Raw genomic sequence first — 18,053 nt, 5'->3', positions numbered from 1 at the left:
ATTTTCCGCAAAACGGAATGGTCGCAAGAGACTCTATCAACGGGTCGTCCCTGCGAACGCAGGGACCCATACGCCGTGCCGTTGATGGTTACGGGAAGTGGCCTTGTTGAAGCGTCTCGCTCTTACAATAGATCACCGGGGTTATGGGTCCCGGCTCAGCGTTCGCTTCGCTCACTTGGCCGGGACGACAACGATGGGTCTAACGCAAAGCGAATGGCTACCCCAACAGCCCCTTCCCCGGCACATGGTTCAGCTCCAGCCTGATGCCATCGGGATCCTCGAATAGCAGCGAGTAATAGCCCGGCGCCCATTGATCCTCGCGCGGCGCGCGGATGATCTTCACGTCGCTGAGCGTTCCCAGGAAGGCGTGCAACTCATCGACGTCGGCGCGCTCGCGGGCCCGGAAGCAGAGATGGTGCAGGCCGACACGCTCTTGCTCGAAGGCTGCGCCCTCGTGCTCCGGCGATGGTGCGCGGATGCCGACCGCGGTGCGGCCGCCGACGCAGTAGTAGGTCGTCTCGGTATCCATCACCGGCTTCAGCCCGAGGAAAGGCAGCAGCTGGCGATAGAACGCGCGGGAGCGTTCGAAATTCGATGCGGTGAGAAAAATATGCGCGATGCCGTTGACTTCCATCGTCTCTCCCCTTCGTCGACAAACCGATTTCGGCTAAAGTTAATCCGCCGATCGCGGCAAGCATACAGGAATGGATCCGATCCCAGGCAGCGTCGTGCAACCGGTGACCGCCACGCGGGCGCATTGCGCCGGATGGGCCATGGCCTTGACCTGGCTACTTTTAACTGTCGCCCCCGCTCACCCGGCGGGCTGCGCGTTCGAACCGCAGGGCGAGGGCCGCGTCTCCGCCGTGATCGATGCGCGCACGTTTCGGCTAACGGACGGCCGTGAGATCAGGCTCGCCGGCATCGAGCCGGTAGCCGGCACGAAGGCCAGCCGGACAGCGGCGTTGTCAGCCCTCATCGCGGGTCGCGAGGTGAGTTTGTCGGGCGACGACGACAGCCCCGATCGCTACGGCCGGCAGCCCGCGTTCGTCCATCTCGCCGGCTCCGAGGTGCCGGTGCAAAGCCTGCTGCTGGCGCAGGGCGAGGCGCTGGTATCGGCCGACGTCGCCGACAAGGGTTGCGCCGCGACCCTGTTGGCCGCCGAGGCGGAAGCGCGGCGGGCCAAACGGGGAACCTGGGCCGATCCGGCAGCCATAAAAAACGCGGAAAGTCCGGGCGATATTTTGACCGGGATCGGGCGCTTTACACTGGTCGAGGGAAAGGTTTTGTCGGTCAGGCAGGCCGGGGCAACGACTTACCTGAATTTCGGCCGGAACTGGACACGCGACTTTGCCGTGACTATTTCAAGGCGGGCGGCGGCGGCGCATGCGGCGGCCGGGATCGTCCTTAAGTCCCTGGAGAATCGGCGGATTCGGGTCCGTGGCTGGGTCGAGGCGCGGGGCGGCCCGCGAATCGAAGTGCTCCTTGTGGGGCAGATTGAAATGCTTGGCGGGAATTAGCCCGCCGGCCAGATACGAGTACTGACGTGACGGGGTGTGCGGGACGGCGCGACAGGGGGACAGGCCGCCGGCTTTGGGCGGCGGGTCCGCTGCTGTGCGCGATCCTGACGCTTTCCGCCTGCGGCGGTGTCGATCGCTTCACCACCGCCCCGCCTTCGGCGGGCGGCCCGGCCAAGCCGGCGCGCACGGTGGCGCAGACCCCTGCCACCGAGCGCGAGCATGAACGCATTCTCTCCTCCTATGGCGGCGCCTATGACGATCCGCGGCTGGAAGCCCTGATCGGCAAGACGGTCGACCGGCTGGTGGCGGCGTCGGATCGTCCCGATCAGGCCTACAAGGTGACCATTCTCAATTCCGGCGCGGTCAATGCCTTCGCGCTGCCGACCGGCCAGCTCTACGTCACCCGCGGCCTGATCGCGCTCGCCAGCGACACCTCGGAACTGTCCTCGGTGCTGTCACACGAGATGGCGCATGTGCTGGCAAAACACGCCACGATCCGCGAGGACCAGGCGCGCCAGGCCGCCGTCGTCACCCGCGTCGTCACCGACATGGGCAACGATCCCGATCTGACCGCGCTGGCGCTGGCCAAGACAAAACTGACGATGGCGAGCTTTTCCCGCGCCCAGGAGTTCGAGGCGGACGGCATCGGCGTCGGCATTTCCGCGCGCGCCAGATTCGACCCCTATGGCGCGGCGCGCTTCCTGACCGCGATGGAGCGCAACGCCGCGCTCAAGGCCGGCAAAACTTCGCTCGATCCGCGCGCGCAGGACTTTCTGTCGTCGCATCCGGCGACGCCCGAGCGGGTACAGAACGCTCAGAATTCGGCGCGGCAGTTTTCCTCGCCGGAAGGCGGCGAACGCGACCGCGAAACCTATCTCGCCGCAATCGACAACATCGTCTATGGCGAAGACCCCAGCGAAGGTTTCGTGCGCGGTCGCCGTTTCCTGCATCCGAAGCTCGGCTTCTCCTTCGCAGCGCCGGAGACCTTCACGCTGGACAATACCGCGCAGGCCGTGATCGGCGTGCGCGAGGGCGGCACCCAGGCGATGCGCTTCGACGTAGTTCGGGTGCCGTCGGAGCAGACGCTCGTCGACTATCTCAATTCCGGGTGGATGGAGAACGTCGAGAAGGGCTCGGCGGAGGAATTGACCATCAACGGCTTTCCGGCGGCGTCCGCCACCGCGCGCGGCGATCAATGGCAGTTCAAGGTCTATGCGCTGCGCTTCGGCAGCGACGTCTACCGCTTCATCTTTGCCTCCAAGCAGAAGACCACCGAGAGCGACCGCAACGCGCGCGAAACCGTCGGCTCGTTCCGCCGCCTGACGCTGGAGGAAATCCAGGCCGCCCGGCCGCTGCGCATCAAGATCATCACCGCGCAGCCCGGCGACACCGTGGAATCGCTGTCTCACCGCATGTCCGGTGTCGACCGCCCGGCCCAGCGTTTTCGCATCCTGAACGGGCTCGATGCCAATGCCCAGGTGAAGGCGCGGGACCGCGTCAAGATCGTGGTGGATTGACGCGCGAAAGCGCCTCATCCGCGATGCGCAATTGCGCATCTGAGGGCGCGCTTAGCGCGAACCGGGAATCTCGATCCGCATGTTCGGTGTCGTCCCGGACCAGCGAGCGCCGATCCGGGATCCATAACCACCGATGTCCATTGTTGCGGAAGGTCTCTACCTCCGTCCCATCACGCGCATGCACGGCGTATGGGTCCCGGATCGGCGCTCGCCAACGCTCACTTGTCCGGGACGACGATCAACAAAAAAGCCCGGTCTCTCGACCGGGCTTTTCAATTCTCAAATCAGCGAAGCCGCGTTACGCCGCCTCGTCCGCCACCGCCGCGTCGTCGCCATCGGCGTCGGCATCCGCATCACCGTCGGCGGCTTCGGTCTCGGCCTTGGCGCCGCGGCGCGGGCTCTTGGCGAGCTGGCCTTCGATTTCCTTGACCGCTTCGGTCTCGGTCGAATGCTGCACCACGGCGATTTCGCGCGACAACCGGTCGAGCGCTGCTTCATACAGCTGGCGTTCGCTGTAGGACTGCTCGGGCTGCGAATCCGAACGATAGAGATCGCGCACCACTTCGGCGATCGCGACGATATCTCCGGAATTGATCTTGGCTTCGTACTCCTGGGCACGGCGCGACCACATCGTGCGCTTGACGCGGGCGCGGCCCTTGAGGGTTTCCAGCGCGCGCTTGACCAGCGCCGGCTCCGACAGCTTGCGCATGCCGACATTGGCGACCTTCGCCGTCGGCACCCGCAGCGTCATCTTGTCCTTCATGAAATTGATCACGAACAGCTCGAGCCTGGCGCCGGCGATCTCCTGCTCTTCGATGGCCAGGATCTGGCCAACGCCGTGCGCGGGGTACACCACGAATTCATTGGTCTTGAAGCCCTGGCGCTGGGTCAGAACCTTCTTCGGCTCCTCGACCCGGGGAGCGGCAGCCACCGGCTTGGCGGCGGCGGCAACCGGCTTCGCGGCAGCCTTCAACACCACAGGCGCCTTGGCCGCAGTTTTCGGGGGAAGAACGACATTTTTGGGGGCGACCTTCGAAGCAGTGGCCTTCGTCACAGTCGCTTTCGCGGCAGTTTTTGCAGTCTTGTTTGGCATTGCGCTTCTTTTGTTATTCGAGGATTTGGCAGCCGGGGCCTTTCGGGGCTCCTTGAGGGAAGTCCGGGCACGGCCTTTGGTTGCACTGCGGCTCACCGCAGCGGCTTTTTTCGTGGTCTTTGAAGCACTCTTTTTACGCGTTTTCTGTGACACAGCCTGCGCGCGGAAACTGCCACGCCCCTGTTGGATGTTTTTCACGGGAACCCGAGGGCCACAGGTACGCATGGCTGGATTCGGCTAGTATTGTGTCGAATATAGCACATTTTCCGGAAAAATCAATGATTTACGCCCTGTCCGGAGGCTCCGGCAGGCGGTTTCGGCGATCTCACGCGGAATAGGGTTAAGTCGTCAGCCGTTTTCGGCCCGAACCGGCCCGAATTCATTTCAGCCCAAACGCTTCGAATCAGTCGCCGCTGCCCGGCGCCGGAGAAAAATATTTCTCGAACTTGCCCGCCATGCCGTCAAATTCCTTGGCGTCCGGCGGTTCGGGCTTCTTCTGGGTGATGTTCGGCCACGTCTTGGCGTATTCGGTATTCACCTCCAGCCACTTCTCCAGGCCGGGCTCGGTGTCGGGCTTGATCGCGTCGGCCGGACATTCCGGTTCGCACACGCCGCAGTCGATGCATTCGTCCGGATGGATGACCAGCATGTTCTCGCCCTCGTAGAAACAGTCTACCGGGCAGACCTCAACGCAATCGGTGTATTTGCATTTGATGCAGGCTTCAGTGACGACGTAAGTCATCCAGGGCTCCGAAAAGGTCAATTTTCAGTGGTTTGCGTAGCGCAGGAACACCGTAGCCGCAAGTCAAGCAACGGCATCTTTGGGAGGCGTTTTCAACCGCTCCAGCCAGCGCTTCAGATAGTCATTCCCGGCGGCCCTGCAAATCTTCGTAGAGCAAGCGGGCGGCGGTGGCGTCGCCCCTGCGTTCGGCGAACGCGACCACCTTCAGGATGCGCACCGAGTTGTCGAGCCCGATGGTCAGCACGTCGCCGGCCTTGACGGCGTGGCCGGGCGCCTTCTCCCTGCTACCATTGATGCGGACATGGCCGGCCTCGACCAGGGCAGCAGCACTGCTGCGGGCCTTCACCACCCGCGCGTGCCACAGCCATTTGTCGAGACGCTGGCGCTCCAAGCAACACCATCGAGAAAGGGATCAGTCCTTGCGGTTGGCGGCGAGCTGTTCCTTGAGCGCCGCCAGCTTTGCGAATGGCGAATTGGGGTCGACCGGACGGTCGCGCTCGCGCGGGGCGGCGCTGGTGGCCCATTGCCGGTGCGACGGGCCGCTGTCGCGACCGCCCTTGCCACCGAAACCACCCTTGTCGCGCCCGCCCTTGTCACGGCCACCCTTGTCGCGGTCGCCGCCGCCGAATTTGCCTGGCGGCTTACCATGCGATCGATCCTGCGGCTTGCCTTCAGATCTTCCCTGGGGCCGGTCGCCTTCCCTGCCCTTGCCCTGAAAACGCTCGCGCGGCGGCCGGCCACCCCGGTCCTCGCGCGGCGGGCTTGCCGGGGCGCCATCGGCGGCCACGGCCGGCGTCACGCCATCAGCGGGCGGAGCGTCGGTGCGGGGCCTGCGGAAATCAGGAGTGCGTCGTCCACGGCGATGCCGCTCGCCCTTGGCGGCGTCGCCCGCTTCGCCTGGCACAGCGGCTGCGGCGTCCGCGCCTTGCGCGGGACGGTCGTGATGGCGCGGACGGTTGCGGTCGTGACGCGGCCGGCGCTCTTCCGAGCGGCCACCGGGCCGCCAGACTTCGACCATTTCGGGTGCTGCGGCGACTTCGGGCGCGGTTGCCTCGGCAACACCAGCATCCTCAGATGCATCAGTCGCCGTAGCGGCCTCCGATGCAGTTTCAGCGGCGGCCTGTTCCTGCGGCGCTTCCACGGCGGCGGCTTCAACAACTTCCGCCACGGGAGCTTCAACAGCCTCCGCCACGGAAACTTCGACCGCTTCCACCGCAGGCGCTTCACCAGCTTCCACCACAGCCACCGGTTCCGGCGGCGCCGCTTCGACGGCAACCGGCTCAGCCGGTTCGGGCGCGGGCGAGAAGGCAATATCGGGCAGCAGCGTTGCCGACGGCGAGGTCTCTGCTTCGGTGGCCGGCGCGGCATCGCTGCCGGCCTGGGCCGTTTCGGTGCTCTCCGTCGCCACTTCGGAAGTTGCTTCCGCTGCAGCCTCTGCCGCGACGGGCGCTTCAACCACCTCAGGCTTCGGCGGCAGCGGCGCTTTCTTCTCCATGCGATAGCCGAGCGCGCGCAGGATCGAGGCGAAATCCTCACCGGCGGAGCCGGTCAACGAGGTCATCGCCTGCGTCACCACGAAACCGCGGCCGTCAAACGCGCCGGCCGGCTTGGTGCCGGGCGAAGCCTCGCGCCAGGACAGCGCGGGACGAATCAGATCAGCGAGGCGCTCGAGAATATCGACCCGCACCGCGCGTTCGCCGCATTGCCGGTAGCCCAGCACGCGATAGGCATCGCGGTCGAGCGACTTGTCGACCGGGAACGAGGTGCGGCCCGACCCTGCGAGATGCTGCGCCCCCGACAAGGCCGACATGTCGACATTGCTCTGCTTTTCCGCCCACAGCAGCGAGGCCAGCGCGCGCGCCGCCGGCTTCAGCAGCGCGGGAATGTAGATGTGATAGGCGCCGAAGCGCACGCCGTATTTGCGCAAGGTCGCGCGCGACGGCTGGTCGAGATCCTTCATCTCGGCGGAGATCTTCTGCCGCTCCAGCACGCCGAGCGCCTCGATCAGCTGGAACGCGATGCCGCGCGCGATGCCGGTGATGTCCTCGGCCTTGTGCAGGTCGAACAGCGGCCCCAGCAGCTTTTCGACATGCGTCTTCAGCCACAGATCGAGCCTCGTCTGCACCGCCTCGCGCGCGGCACCAGCCAGGCGGTCGTCGGAAATGATGCGCAGGCGCGGATGCAGCGCGTCGTCGGCCGCGACCAGCCGCGCCACCGCGTCGCCGGTCCAGCGGATGGTGCCATCCGACGTCAGCACGAATTGCTCGTCGGGCGCGGCCGCCAGTTTCTCGGCGCGCGCGTCGATCTCGCCGGCCAGCGCTTTCAGCGCAGTGGCCTGCAACGCCTTGGCGTCGGAGCCTGCTTCCGCGGCGTCGGGTGCGAAGGTAAATCCGTCGAGCCGGCCGATCACATGGCCTTCTACGATCACTTCGCCGGTCTTGCCGATTTCAGTATTCAAAACGCTGTTCTCCCGCAGGCGGCGCATCAATACACTGGTACGACGGTCAACGAAACGCTCCGTGAGCCGTTCATGCAGGGCATCCGACAGTTTATTTTCGACTTCTCGCGCGATTCCCTGCCAATGTTCGGGATCGGCCAGCCAATCCGGCCGATTTGCCACAAAGGTCCAGGTCCGGATTTGCGCGATCCGACCCGATAATGTGTCGATATCGCCGGTTATGCGGTCGGCCTGCTCGACCTGGGCGGCGAACCAGGCATCCGGGATCCGGCCCTTCTTCATCAGGAAACCGAACAGGCTGGTCACCAGTTCCGCATGTGCCGCCGGCGCGATCTTGCGGTAATCCGGAATCTGGCAGGCGTCCCACAGCCGCTCGACGGCGGCGGCCCCCTGCGCCATGTCGCGCACGTCGGCGTCGCGCGCGGCGTGATCGAGCACGCGCAAATCTTCGGCGATCGGCGCCCGCGTCAGCGCGTCATGGCTCGGCGACAGCGCCAGCGACACCTGCAGCGCCCCCAGCGAGGAGAAATCCAGCTTCGAATTGCGCCATTGCAGCACTTTTACGCTATCGAAAGTGTGATTCTGCAGCGCATTGACCAGTTCCGGCTCGAACGGCGCGCAGCGGCCGGTGGTTCCGAAGGTGCCGTCACGGGTGGCGCGCCCGGCGCGGCCGGCGATCTGCGCGAATTCCGACGGGTTGAGCCTGCGGAACTGGTAGCCGTCATATTTGCGGTCGGAGGCGAAAGCGACGTGATCGACGTCGAGGTTGAGCCCCATGCCGACGGCGTCGGTCGCGACCAGATAATCGACGTCGCCGGACTGGAACATCGCCACCTGGGCATTGCGGGTGCGGGGCGACAGCGAGCCCAGCACCACGGCGGCGCCGCCATGCTGGCGCTTGATCAGTTCGGCGATGGCATAGACCTCGTCGGCCGAGAAGGCGACGATCGCGGTGCGCCGCGGCTGCCGCGTCAATTTGCGGTCGCCGGAGAATTCAAGTTGCGACAGCCGCGGCCTCGTGACGATGGAGGCGCCGGGCAACAGCCGCTCGATGATCGGGCGCATGGTGGCGGCGCCCAAAAGCAGCGTCTCGTCGCGGCCGCGCCGGTGCAGGATGCGGTCGGTGAAGACATGACCGCGTTCCAGATCGGCCGCGATCTGGATTTCGTCGACCGCGAGAAACGAGACGTCGAGATCCCGCGGCATCGCCTCCACGGTGGAAACCCAGTAGCGCGCCTTCGGCGGCTTGATCTTCTCTTCGCCTGTTATCAGCGCCACCAGCTCGACGCCGACCTTGTCGACGATCTTGTTGTAGACCTCGCGCGCCAGCAGGCGCAGCGGCAGGCCGATCACCCCGGAGGAATGCGCCACCATCCGCTCGATCGCGAGGTGGGTCTTGCCGGTGTTGGTCGGCCCGAGCACCGCGGTGACGCCGGCGCCGGGAGCGCGGTCATGCGCCTGGTTGGACGAGAATGACGGAAAGGCCATGTTTTATTGAGTTTCTGCGTCGCCGAAGGTTTGTGGGCGCGTATTCCGCAAAAGTGGGTACCGGTTTTGCGATCAGAATACGCGCAGGCTAATTGTTTCATTATGCGACGCCTTGCAGTCGCGGCTTAAGTTCTGGAACGAGTCCGGAACGAATCGCGCCCGAATCGCTGACTCACTCCGGATGTCGTTACGTTCACCGCAACATGTCGGCACGACACCTCGTCGCGGCACTAGATCAGGTTTGGCGCGAGGCGAGAAGCGGGCGAATGGCGGTCGAATCCTTAAAGCGTTGGAGAACACGGAGTCGAATCAGAAGCGGGCGAGAGTCAATGGGGATTCGGCTGCTCCGTTGTACGCCGCCACATCCATTTCGGTGTCGTCCCTGCGAACGCAGGGACCCATACGCCGCGGCCCTGCAGTTTCAGGCGATGAGCGTCGATACCGAAGCTCACAACGAACCCCTGTGATTATGGGTCCCTGCGTTCGCAGGGACGACGGCAGATTTGACGTCACTGCGTCTTCGCGACCCGCGGCGGCGTTGCCGTGGTGATGAACTGGGTGGCCTCCAGCATGGCGGGGCCGAGCGGGGTCGGGATCTTCATCCAGAACGGCACCAGGATGCGGGTTCCCGCGACCGGCGCGAACGCGATCTCGATATTGCGCTGGGCGGCGAGGTATTTGATGACCGGGCGGTCCGGGATGTAGCCGGCGACCGGCGTGAAATACACCGCGCAGACCACCACGGGGCCATGATAGCCCTTCTCGGCCTTCACGGTTTCCATGCGCTTGAAATCGAGCTTGAGGTCGTAGCGCATGCGGCCGTCGAACACCCCGGCGGAGACGCGGCAGGCCTCCGGCGTCAGCGGATCGCCGTTGCCGGGCACGCGCAGCATCGATCCCGTCATCGGGTCGTAGACGCCGCGGCGATGCGCATCGGTGACCGGCAGCCGGTCGGCATCGACGGGCGGTTCCGGCTCGATGGCGTATTCCTTGATATAGCCCGAGGTCAGCACCATGCGGATGGCTTCGGTCTTTTTCGCGGTCGTGGTCGAAGCCTGGTAATTGGTCGCGACCAGCGCGCCGGCCACCACCCTGCCCTGGGCCGCCGCGGTGCCGGAGCCGCCGGAGAAGGCCTTCAACAGCCCCGAGGTGCCGCCGGAAGAGGCGGCGGAAAACGAATCGTCTGATATTTCGATGTTCCAGGCGCCCTTGCCGACGGCAATCCCCGAAAGCGTCGCCTCATAGCGGGCATCCAGCCGCCCCTGCGCGAAGCCTGCGGTCGGCACGCCCGACAGCACCAAGGCGCACAGCCCGCCCAGCGCCCACAGCGGAAATCCGGCCGGCCGGGGCAACATCATGCGGGGGGTGGTCACTGAACGGCGATCCTCAACTCGGCGCGCAAATCGGCGCACAGGTATTATTTAGGCCAAAATATCCGGCAAACAATGCATCCGCGCCCGGAAGCCCTGATGTCGGCGGCGAATACGCCGTTTATATGATGGCGAAACCGCCCGAACGACATACCAAACAGGCTTGCCAAACAGGCTTGCGGAACAAGCCTTTCCGCCCGGTTTGGCCGATCTTTTGCTGCCCCAAAACCTTGACGCCCCGCGCGGCTGCCCCTATACGTCCGCGGTTCCTGAAATGGACGTGAATTTGAACCCCCGCGCCGCGCCCTCCAAAAGGGCTGACGGATGGGTCGGGGATGGAAGAGGATTTTGCAAGATGTCCCGGCGCTGCGAACTGACGGCCAAGGGCCCCATGGTGGGCAACAAGGTGAGCCACTCCAACATCAAGACCAAGCGCCGGTTCCTGCCGAACCTGTGCAACGTCACCTTCATCTCGGACGCGCTCGGCCGCAACGTGCGCCTGCGGGTCTCGACCAACGCCATCAAGTCGGTCGACCACCGCGGCGGCTTCGACGCCTTCCTGATCAAGGCCAAGGGCCCCGAGCTGTCGCAAAAGGCGCTGCTGCTGAAGAAGGCCATCGAGAAGAAGATCGCCGAAGGCGCGCCGGTAGCCGCGGCGAGCTGAGCGGACGCGGGCGGAAGCCTGATTGAGCGAACTGGAATTTTGAATGGCCGGGTCGAAAGACCCGGCCGTTTTCGTTTGGGGCGTGCGCGGCGATGGAAGGCCCGCAACCGTAACGGCGAGCCATTGGGTCGCGCGGCAGAGGCCAAAAGCAAAAAGTGCGAAAACAACCCCATGCACAGAAAGGAAGTGCTTGGGATCGCAGCACTTTTACTGCACGGCGTCGGAGGGCAGGAGAAGAAAATTCTCCATCGTCCGTATGCCGCTCCCCACAGGGTAAAGTCGTCATGGTGACGAGTGCGGCAACGCCGCGCGTCTCGAACCATGAAAGGCCTGTAGCCTGGATGGAGCCAACGGGCCGCGCGAATGCGCGCCCGATGGCGCAATCCGGGGCCGGCTTCACGTTAGTTCGCGGATGGGGCGGAGCCCCCACGCTCAAACGTCGTCCCAGACTTTATCTTCCGGGTTGTCCCACACAGCGGCAAGCCCGGTTGCCTGCGCGTTCATCAGGTCGCGCCATTCCGGGTGATCCTGCCCCTCGCGAAGCAAGCCGACGAAGTCGAGCACTTCACGGGCGAGCGGATCGGGCAACAGCTTCACCTGATTGTAGACCATGTCGGCGATGGTCATGCAGGTCTCCCGATCAATCGGTGCGGGCAGCGCCGCGATCTGCAGGAACAGCGATTCCGGAGCCTCATCGGGTTGGTTATCCGGCAAGAGATCGAGCGCCATCGCGGAAATCTTGTTCAGCAATTCGTCAAGCGTCGGCGCGTCGGCGGCAGCCGGGATGTCGTCACAATGCCCGCTCCAGCCCGACGCCTCCCGATCCCAGGCTGCGGAAATCGTGAAAATGACTGGGCGGGACATCGCGGGTCCGATAGTTGCCGCGACGCCTACCAAGACTGCGCAGCGGTCTAGTATGGCCCAAGTCAGGCGGGCGTCGCACGGAGCGGTCTTGACGTCGTTCCATCAGGCGGAGTTCAACGGGTCGGTGGCGAGGCCAATTGAGCCTCCGCGAGGCCGGTTGGAGGACGTCCAGGCGTGCTCTGAACTATCCAGCTTTTTGCTGATCTGGGCTGTCAAAGATGCCCTCACTTCTCAGTGTCGAACCTTAGGCCTAATGGCAACTTTTGCAATACAACCAGTTCGCGCCAGCCGGCGATTAGTGGATATCAGAATAAAGCTGCATACTGAATTGTACGCAACCCAGCGAGCACCCCAGCGGCATTATGGCTATTGTTCTGACCAACTTTTCGGAGGGCACACTTTGTCAGGGTTGCGCCTGGACCGTTGCCGACGAGGTTGAGCTAGCCAAGCGCATCGCGCTCGTTGCGTTGGGACAATCGCGCCACGTGGCGAAGATATTGTCCGGGATCAGCGCCATTCCACCGAGTACGACCGCGTCCACACGTGCCGCCGCTATCAAGCTACTTACAGTTCGTCCGGGTGCGGAATCGTGGCATCGCGACGGATGGTTATTCCAGACGATGTCTTGGCTGGCCGCCTCGCAGGCAAATCCATCGGCTCTCATTCGTGCCCCACACATGATCCTTGCCCACAAGGGGTTCGACGGCCTTCAACTGGAACTAGATGCCGGTGACGGCGCGGTATCAGCCGCGGTAATCTTTGAGGACAAAGCCACAGACAATCCGCGCGAGACAATCAGGGATGAAGTTTGGCCGGAGTTTCTGCTGATCGAAGCCGGTGATCGAGAGAACGTCCTGACTGCCGACGTCAGTTCGTTACTTAGCACGCGCCCAGGAATTGATGCGGACAAAGCAATTGAGAATGTGATCTGGAAACAGATTCGTCGTTATCGCATCAGCATTACTGTCAGCGATACGTACTCGACGGCTGCCGGACGGAAACGCCTGTTCAAGGGTTACGACGAAGTCGCGACCGGGGACGTGGCGCGACGCCGCGGCGAGGTACTTCTCGTTCATCAACTCAGGCCATGGATGGCCTCAATCGCGAATCATGCCATCGCTTTTCTGAATGCTATGGGAACAACGCATGTTTGACCCCGATACCGTGGCATTAATGGCACAAGCTCCGTCGCTTGAGGGGCTTGATCTAGAGAGGTTGCCACAAAGCCTTACCGAGGTGTATGCCGAGATCGTTACTGCTCGCATCCGATTGCGGGAACTTGCAACCGATCAAGTGCTTCCGGATGCCGTCCGCAATTCCATAAAGACCATGCGGCGACTTGCCTCTGCGCAAGAGGCATTCGTTTCGACGCTCCCCGACCGCGAGGATCGTTCCGCCGCGGCATTCGTTGCGGCATCCGCGCATCATGTATGCATGCTGGCGGACGCCACGGCGAACACTGAAAATGGTCGAGTAAGTTACCTTGGCATCGATTCCATTTCACCGGAAGTTTCGGCAGCGCTACTATTTCTTGTCGCCGAGGCAAGCGCCGATGCGGCAGAGACCGCAAAGCGAATTCGGCCGACTGACGCTGGCCTCATCGAATCGCGACTGTTAAGCAGCATCTCGGACTTGGCCATCGGGCGACTCGGTCCAATCGTCGCAAGTGGATTGCCATCGATAGCGGACCTTGCTCAAGCCGAGCCCGGACTCGCAGCAACGCGCGCTCTTTACTTCATGTTGTTGCAAGGTGTCAGATCGCTAGCACAACAGATGCTTGGAACGCCCCCTGGGCGGGGCGAAAGTGCAATAGAAATCTTTGCGAACGTGATATCGTTATCGGCTGAGCGAATTACCGGCATTGCGCCTGCTGGCACGGATGCTCCCTACAACATCTTCACCGGCCCTCTGCACCTTGCCTCTCTTTTGAAAGCGGTGGCGCGCGACTTTCCTTCATCAGCCCTTGTTCAGGTCATTCCACCGAGTGGAATTTCGGCTTCAAGGTGGCACGCCTTAATCAAAGAGATGGCGAAGCAACGTCCATACGTCTGGCGAAATCATCGTGAGGCCATAGACGCTGGCTATCTTGAAACCGGCACCTCGGCGGCCGTAAGTTTTCCGACCGGCGGTGGAAAATCCAAACTGGCGGAACTTAAGATCGCCGCTGCGCTTTTGCGCGGCGTCAAGGTAATTTTTCTTGCACCTACGCTCGCCTTGGTGGACCAAACAGCGACGGCCCTTACGAAGACCTTCCCGCAGGCACAGGTGCAGCGCGAACGCGCCGAAGAGCTTGTCTTCTCACCACTCGAGAAAGAACCGCTTCCGGGCATCAGCGTGCTCACGCCCGAGCGATGCCTTACGATGCTCAGCTTCAGTTTCGATGTCTTTGAGGACGTCGGTCTAATCGTCTTCGACGAATGCCACTTACTGCATCCGCGCAACATGGACACGAGCCGCCGAAGCATCGATGCAATGCTGTGTCTGCTGAACCTAAATAGACTCGCCCGCACTGCGGACATCCTCCTTCTCTCGGCCATGATGAAAAACACCGCCGAGATGGCTGGGTGGCTGCAGGATTTGACCGATCGAACCTGCCTGGGGCTTGACCTCAGATGGAAGCCTACCCGTCAAGTGCGCGGCTGTGTGGTTTACGCCTCAGAACGATTGGGTGAGCTGCGAACTTTGCTCGGGGCGACCCGCCGGGCAGTACCCAACAAAGATGCCCCCGCCGCGCTTAAGCGAAGTCTGACGGCACAACCTTTCGGATTCTTTTGCCTTCGCCAAACGTGGGTCTCTAACGCCCGCATCGACTACGCACTGCTTCCATTGCTGGAGGAGGCTATCACGCTATCTACCGGTACGCGGCAAGATCGAAACTGGTATCTCACGCCGAACGGCAATCAGGTCAGCGCGGCGATCGGTACCGCTACTGGTGCGCAGCGCCTGAAGACACTGATCTTCGCTCAAACCATCCCGCTCTGCAAAAGCACCTCCGACGCCGTCAATGAGCTATCTGGACCGCAAGCGCTTCCTCTCACCGACGACGAGCAGACGCTCTACCGTGTCGCTGTTGAAGAAGCTGGCGGCGCTGAGTATCTCTATCTGGCAATGACACCGGAGGGAAAGCTTGCTGACGCAAGTGCTTGCCACCACGGCCTGTTGATACTGCAGGAACGGCAATTGCACGAAGATCTATTTCGCCGCGCTGACGGCATAAACGTTCTAGTAGCGACCTCGACGTTGGCACAAGGAATGAACTTGCCTAGTGAAGTCGTAATTATCGCGGGCGACAGCCGCTTTAATCAAGATGCCGATCGAATGGAACGCCTGGAGGCCCACGAGCTTCTCAATGCAGCAGGCCGCGCTGGGCGAGCCGGTGACGTGTCGCAGGGATTCGTCCTGATTGTTCCGAGTAAGGTTGTCGATTTCCAGAGCAGCACCAATCAAATTCACAGCCACTGGTCAGATCTACAAGCAATCTTTTCACAAAGCGATCAGTGTCTGGTTATCGACGACCCGTTCGTATCGTTGTTGGATCAGGTTCATGCCGCGACCGGCCCGATATCGGCGGCGGCGAAGTATCTACTTAGTCGATTGCCGCAGGGCAACACATCCGATCCGGCTGGGGCCGACGCTTCAGCAAACGAACTATTGTCACGATCTTTCGGTGCTTACCGCGCTCGGGTGCGGGGTGACGCCCAATGGATTGAGTCGCGCGCGGCGGCCGCCATTCAACTTCGTAATGCCGACCCCGACATCACGAATTCTTGGATTGACCAAATTGCGGCTGCGTCGGGAATTTCAGCTCGCATACTGACGAAGCTATCCCAACACCTTCTTGCCACTGCGAGCGTGACGACGCCTACGACCGAAGGTTGGCGCGCATGGATGCTCGCGTGGCTGCGCGCCAATGCGGAGGATATTCCCCAACTGATAAGGCGGGAAAGCTTGGAAGGCATCTTCGGCAGCAAATACAAGAAGCTCGACAGTGACAAAGATAAGGGATTGTACGCCATCGGAGAGTTCGAGCGCCTACTGCCTGCCTGGATGAATGGGACGACGCTCGCAGCCTTAGAGCAGCTCGCCGGGACCGCACCAAACCGGCTTGGGAAATGCGAAACTGCGCGCGAATTCGTTTTGCGAATTGTCCCAGAGTTCGCGTATCTCTATGGAATCCTTCCGCAGCTCTACGCGACGCTTTTTCCGTTGGAACTCGTGGTGCCCATTGCGTTGACAACGCTCGGAGCGGCCGTGCGAGAAGGAGTTGACCGGCCAGAAATGGTTGCACTTCGGCAGATCCGATTGCGGCGCCTCAATCGGATCGCCGTTCACCGCGAATATCAGAGCATCGCGACGTATATGGCACCAGGGGATTTGACCGAGGCCTTTTCAGACATGGTCGAGCGCGTAAGAAGCGCTGTCGACCTTTATGACTTTCTGCAATCGTAGACTTACGTTCGCGTTGCGCGGCTCGTTTGGTGTAGAACCTGAGGCTGCCCCAATCCCCCTCGCCATCTCCCCTTCCCCCCGCTAAACTTCCGGCTGCAGGCAGGGGAAATCACATCCATGACCGAAACACCCGAATCCAAACCCGAAAAGCGACACATCGTCATCTGCTGCGACGGCACCGGCAACGAAATCTCCGAAAATATTTCCAACGTCCTCAAGCTGTACCGGACGCTGCGCAAGACCGAGAAGACGCATCCGAACCAGCTGGTGTTCTACGATCCGGGCGTCGGCACGCTGGAGCGGCCGGATCCGTTCCATCGATTCAAGCAGAACTTCAATCTGGTGATCGGGCTGGCGTTCGGCTACGGGCTCGACGACAACGTGCTCGCCTCCTACCAGTTCATCGTCGAGAACCACCGCGAGGGCGACGACATCTATCTGTTCGGGTTTTCCCGCGGCGCCTACACGGTGCGGGTGCTGGCGGCGCTGATCCACAAGATCGGACTGATCTCGCTGCCGCAGAACAATCTCGCCGGCTCGGGCCTGACCGCCTACAAGCAGTTTTCCACCGACCACGTCGCCCCCGACCAGAAAGACGACCCGGCGGCGCAGTATGCGCGCATCCTGTCCGTGAAGTGGCCGACCATCAAGTTCGTCGGCGTGTGGGACACCGTCGCCAGCGTGATCGTGCCGCGCTGGGACCGCATCAATCCGCTGAAGGGGCAGTTCAGCCCGTGGAGCCTGGAGGAGCTGGCCTTCGTGCGGGAAAATCCCTCGATCGAGGTTTTTCGGCAGGCGATCTCGATCGACGAGCGGCGCCGCATGTTCCGGCCGCAGCCCTGGGACGCGGGCAAATTCCGGCCGCACCGCTACGCCCCGGAATCCAAATGGACGGACCAGGACAGCGTGCAGGTCTGGTTCGCCGGGGTGCATTCCGATATCGGCGGCGGCTATCCGGAAAAGCAATCGGCGCTGTCGAAATATCCGCTGCTGTGGATGATCGAGCAAGCCGTCAAGCACGGCCTCAAAGTCGACCGCCGCACCGTCAACCAGCTCGGCTGGGGCCGCAAGCGCAAGGGCAGCCCGTTCGACTATGTCGCGCCGGACTTCCTGCCCTATCCCGACAACCCTAAGTCCGCCGCCTGGCAGCCGCACGACTCGATGAACGCCGGCTGGCGCGCGCTCGAGGCGATCCCGAAGAAGGACAAGTACAGGGAATGGCCGGAGCGGAAATCGATGTTCGGCTTTTACATCCCGTGTTGCGAGCCGCGGCTGATTCCCGAGGGCGCGCTGATCCACCAGTCCGCGCTCGACAAGATCGCGCAGGACAGGACGTACCAGCCGGTGAACATGCCGGCGCGGTACGAGGCGGTGCCGCTGGAGACCCCGCCCGCTCCCGGGCTGGCCGATGATGCGAAGCAGGACGACGGGGCGTGATGGGTGGCGCGCAAGTCCGGCACACCCACAGCCGTCGTCCCGGCCCCCGAGCCGGGACCCATAGCCACCGGCGGACATGTTTCGCGAGGTGTCCGCCTTTCGTGCCGCATCGTGAGGCCGCGGCGTATGGGCCCCGGCTCGGAGGCCGGGGCGACGGAGTTTTGCGGTTGGCGCACCAAAGCCGGATTATCGAACCATTTCAACAAATCCACCCCGACGGGCAAATCACTTCCGATTACCAGAAATCGTGTCAAGCCCCCTCGACAAAAATATTTCTGTTTTCCAGAAGCGACAACCGCGCTATATATCCCGGCATCCCGTCCCATCGAGAGGGGCGTTGCGCAACGTACCAGCGCGGGGCGGGGAAGCGGTGGACGCGAATGGCGCTTCTGACGAGGACGCCTGATGCGGATGGCGAAATCGTGTGGTCCCGACACCCCAATGGCAGGTGTCA

13 protein-coding genes are annotated in these 18,053 nt (G+C 62.8%); 6 read left to right on the top strand and 7 right to left on the bottom strand.

Going from position 1 to position 18,053, the window contains the following annotated elements; translation table 11 throughout:
- Positions 1 to 217 precede the first annotated feature (217 nt).
- On the bottom strand, positions 218 to 634 hold the full coding sequence (locus tag Q7U29_RS17250; RefSeq protein ID WP_304743492.1) for a VOC family protein: 417 nt from the start codon (positions 632 to 634) through the stop codon (positions 218 to 220).
- A 139-nt stretch (positions 635 to 773) separates the two neighbouring features.
- On the opposite strand from Q7U29_RS17250, the gene Q7U29_RS17245 reads away from it, so the two are divergent.
- Both Q7U29_RS17245 and Q7U29_RS17240 read left to right on the top strand, forming a co-directional pair.
- Positions 774 to 1,517 carry a thermonuclease family protein gene (locus Q7U29_RS17245; protein ID WP_304743491.1) on the top strand — a complete coding sequence of 248 codons (744 nt, stop codon included), beginning with the start codon at positions 774 to 776 and terminating at the stop codon, positions 1,515 to 1,517.
- Between the two features lie 26 nt (positions 1,518 to 1,543).
- Positions 1,544 to 3,034 carry a M48 family metalloprotease gene (locus tag Q7U29_RS17240; RefSeq protein WP_304743489.1) on the top strand — a complete coding sequence of 497 codons (1,491 nt, stop codon included), beginning with the start codon at positions 1,544 to 1,546 and terminating at the stop codon, positions 3,032 to 3,034.
- Positions 3,035 to 3,332: 298 nt separating this feature from the next.
- Here Q7U29_RS17240 and Q7U29_RS17235 read toward each other — a convergent pair whose 3' ends face one another.
- The 5 genes from Q7U29_RS17235 to Q7U29_RS17215 all read right to left on the bottom strand — a co-directional run bounded on the left by Q7U29_RS17235 (position 3,333) and on the right by Q7U29_RS17215 (position 10,170).
- Positions 3,333 to 4,352 (bottom strand): CarD family transcriptional regulator, encoded by a 1,020-nt coding sequence (locus Q7U29_RS17235; RefSeq protein ID WP_304743488.1) that lies wholly within the window; start codon positions 4,350 to 4,352, stop codon positions 3,333 to 3,335.
- 178 nt (positions 4,353 to 4,530) lie between these two features.
- The gene (gene fdxA, locus Q7U29_RS17230) at positions 4,531 to 4,869 is read right to left on the bottom strand and encodes a ferredoxin FdxA (RefSeq protein WP_304743486.1); all 339 of its coding nucleotides are present in this window, start codon (positions 4,867 to 4,869) and stop codon (positions 4,531 to 4,533) included.
- A 121-nt stretch (positions 4,870 to 4,990) separates the two neighbouring features.
- Complete coding sequence (locus Q7U29_RS17225; RefSeq protein ID WP_304743484.1) at positions 4,991 to 5,260, bottom strand: RNA-binding S4 domain-containing protein; 270 nt, start codon at positions 5,258 to 5,260, stop codon at positions 4,991 to 4,993.
- Positions 5,261 to 5,281: 21 nt separating this feature from the next.
- Entirely contained in the window at positions 5,282 to 8,815 is a 3,534-nt protein-coding gene (locus Q7U29_RS17220; protein ID WP_304743483.1) for a helicase-related protein, read from the bottom strand.
- 509 nt (positions 8,816 to 9,324) lie between these two features.
- Complete coding sequence (locus Q7U29_RS17215; protein ID WP_370691773.1) at positions 9,325 to 10,170, bottom strand: DUF3108 domain-containing protein; 846 nt, start codon at positions 10,168 to 10,170, stop codon at positions 9,325 to 9,327.
- Between the two features lie 370 nt (positions 10,171 to 10,540).
- Here Q7U29_RS17215 and rpmB point away from each other — a divergent pair, with 370 nt between their 5' ends.
- Entirely contained in the window at positions 10,541 to 10,849 is a 309-nt protein-coding gene (gene rpmB / locus Q7U29_RS17210; RefSeq protein WP_304743479.1) for a 50S ribosomal protein L28, read from the top strand.
- Between the two features lie 432 nt (positions 10,850 to 11,281).
- Here the strand turns inward: rpmB and Q7U29_RS17205 are convergent, their stop codons facing one another.
- Complete coding sequence (locus tag Q7U29_RS17205; protein WP_304743477.1) at positions 11,282 to 11,746, bottom strand: DUF1902 domain-containing protein; 465 nt, start codon at positions 11,744 to 11,746, stop codon at positions 11,282 to 11,284.
- A 329-nt stretch (positions 11,747 to 12,075) separates the two neighbouring features.
- Between Q7U29_RS17205 and Q7U29_RS17200 the strand changes: the two genes are divergently transcribed.
- The 3 genes from Q7U29_RS17200 to Q7U29_RS17190 all read left to right on the top strand — a co-directional run bounded on the left by Q7U29_RS17200 (position 12,076) and on the right by Q7U29_RS17190 (position 17,599).
- Positions 12,076 to 12,867, top strand: a complete 792-nt coding sequence (locus Q7U29_RS17200) for a hypothetical protein (RefSeq protein WP_304743476.1) — start codon at positions 12,076 to 12,078, stop codon at positions 12,865 to 12,867.
- Positions 12,860 to 16,162: a DEAD/DEAH box helicase gene (locus tag Q7U29_RS17195; protein ID WP_304743474.1), complete on the top strand. Its 3,303-nt coding sequence runs from the start codon at positions 12,860 to 12,862 to the stop codon at positions 16,160 to 16,162. The genes Q7U29_RS17200 and Q7U29_RS17195 overlap by 8 nt, the downstream gene beginning before the upstream one ends.
- Positions 16,163 to 16,279: 117 nt before the next feature.
- Entirely contained in the window at positions 16,280 to 17,599 is a 1,320-nt protein-coding gene (locus tag Q7U29_RS17190) for a DUF2235 domain-containing protein (protein WP_304743472.1), read from the top strand.
- The last annotated feature ends 454 nt before the right edge of the window (positions 17,600 to 18,053 follow it).

Origin of the sequence: Bradyrhizobium sp. (assembly GCF_030654605.1) — a bacterium.
Taxonomy (GTDB): Bacteria; Pseudomonadota; Alphaproteobacteria; order Rhizobiales; family Xanthobacteraceae; genus Bradyrhizobium.
This window is presented reverse-complemented; position numbering and strand designations above follow the sequence as displayed.

Bases quoted from the DNA above. Each gene is read 5' to 3' on its own strand.
- Q7U29_RS17220 (WP_304743483.1), bottom strand. From the start codon at position 8,815: ATGGCCTTTCCGTCATTCTCGTCCAACCAGGCGCATGACCGCGCTCCC.
- Q7U29_RS17190 (WP_304743472.1), top strand. From the start codon at position 16,280: ATGACCGAAACACCCGAATCCAAACCCGAAAAGCGACACATCGTCATC.
- Q7U29_RS17215 (WP_370691773.1), bottom strand. From the start codon at position 10,170: ATGTTGCCCCGGCCGGCCGGATTTCCGCTGTGGGCGCTGGGCGGGCTG.
- Q7U29_RS17235 (WP_304743488.1), bottom strand. From the start codon at position 4,352: ATGCGTACCTGTGGCCCTCGGGTTCCCGTGAAAAACATCCAACAGGGG.
- Q7U29_RS17250 (WP_304743492.1), bottom strand. From the start codon at position 634: ATGGAAGTCAACGGCATCGCGCATATTTTTCTCACCGCATCGAATTTC.
- rpmB (WP_304743479.1), top strand. From the start codon at position 10,541: ATGTCCCGGCGCTGCGAACTGACGGCCAAGGGCCCCATGGTGGGCAAC.
- Q7U29_RS17245 (WP_304743491.1), top strand. From the start codon at position 774: ATGGCCTTGACCTGGCTACTTTTAACTGTCGCCCCCGCTCACCCGGCG.
- Q7U29_RS17195 (WP_304743474.1), top strand. From the start codon at position 12,860: ATGTTTGACCCCGATACCGTGGCATTAATGGCACAAGCTCCGTCGCTT.
- Q7U29_RS17200 (WP_304743476.1), top strand. From the start codon at position 12,076: ATGGCTATTGTTCTGACCAACTTTTCGGAGGGCACACTTTGTCAGGGT.
- fdxA (WP_304743486.1), bottom strand. From the start codon at position 4,869: ATGACTTACGTCGTCACTGAAGCCTGCATCAAATGCAAATACACCGAT.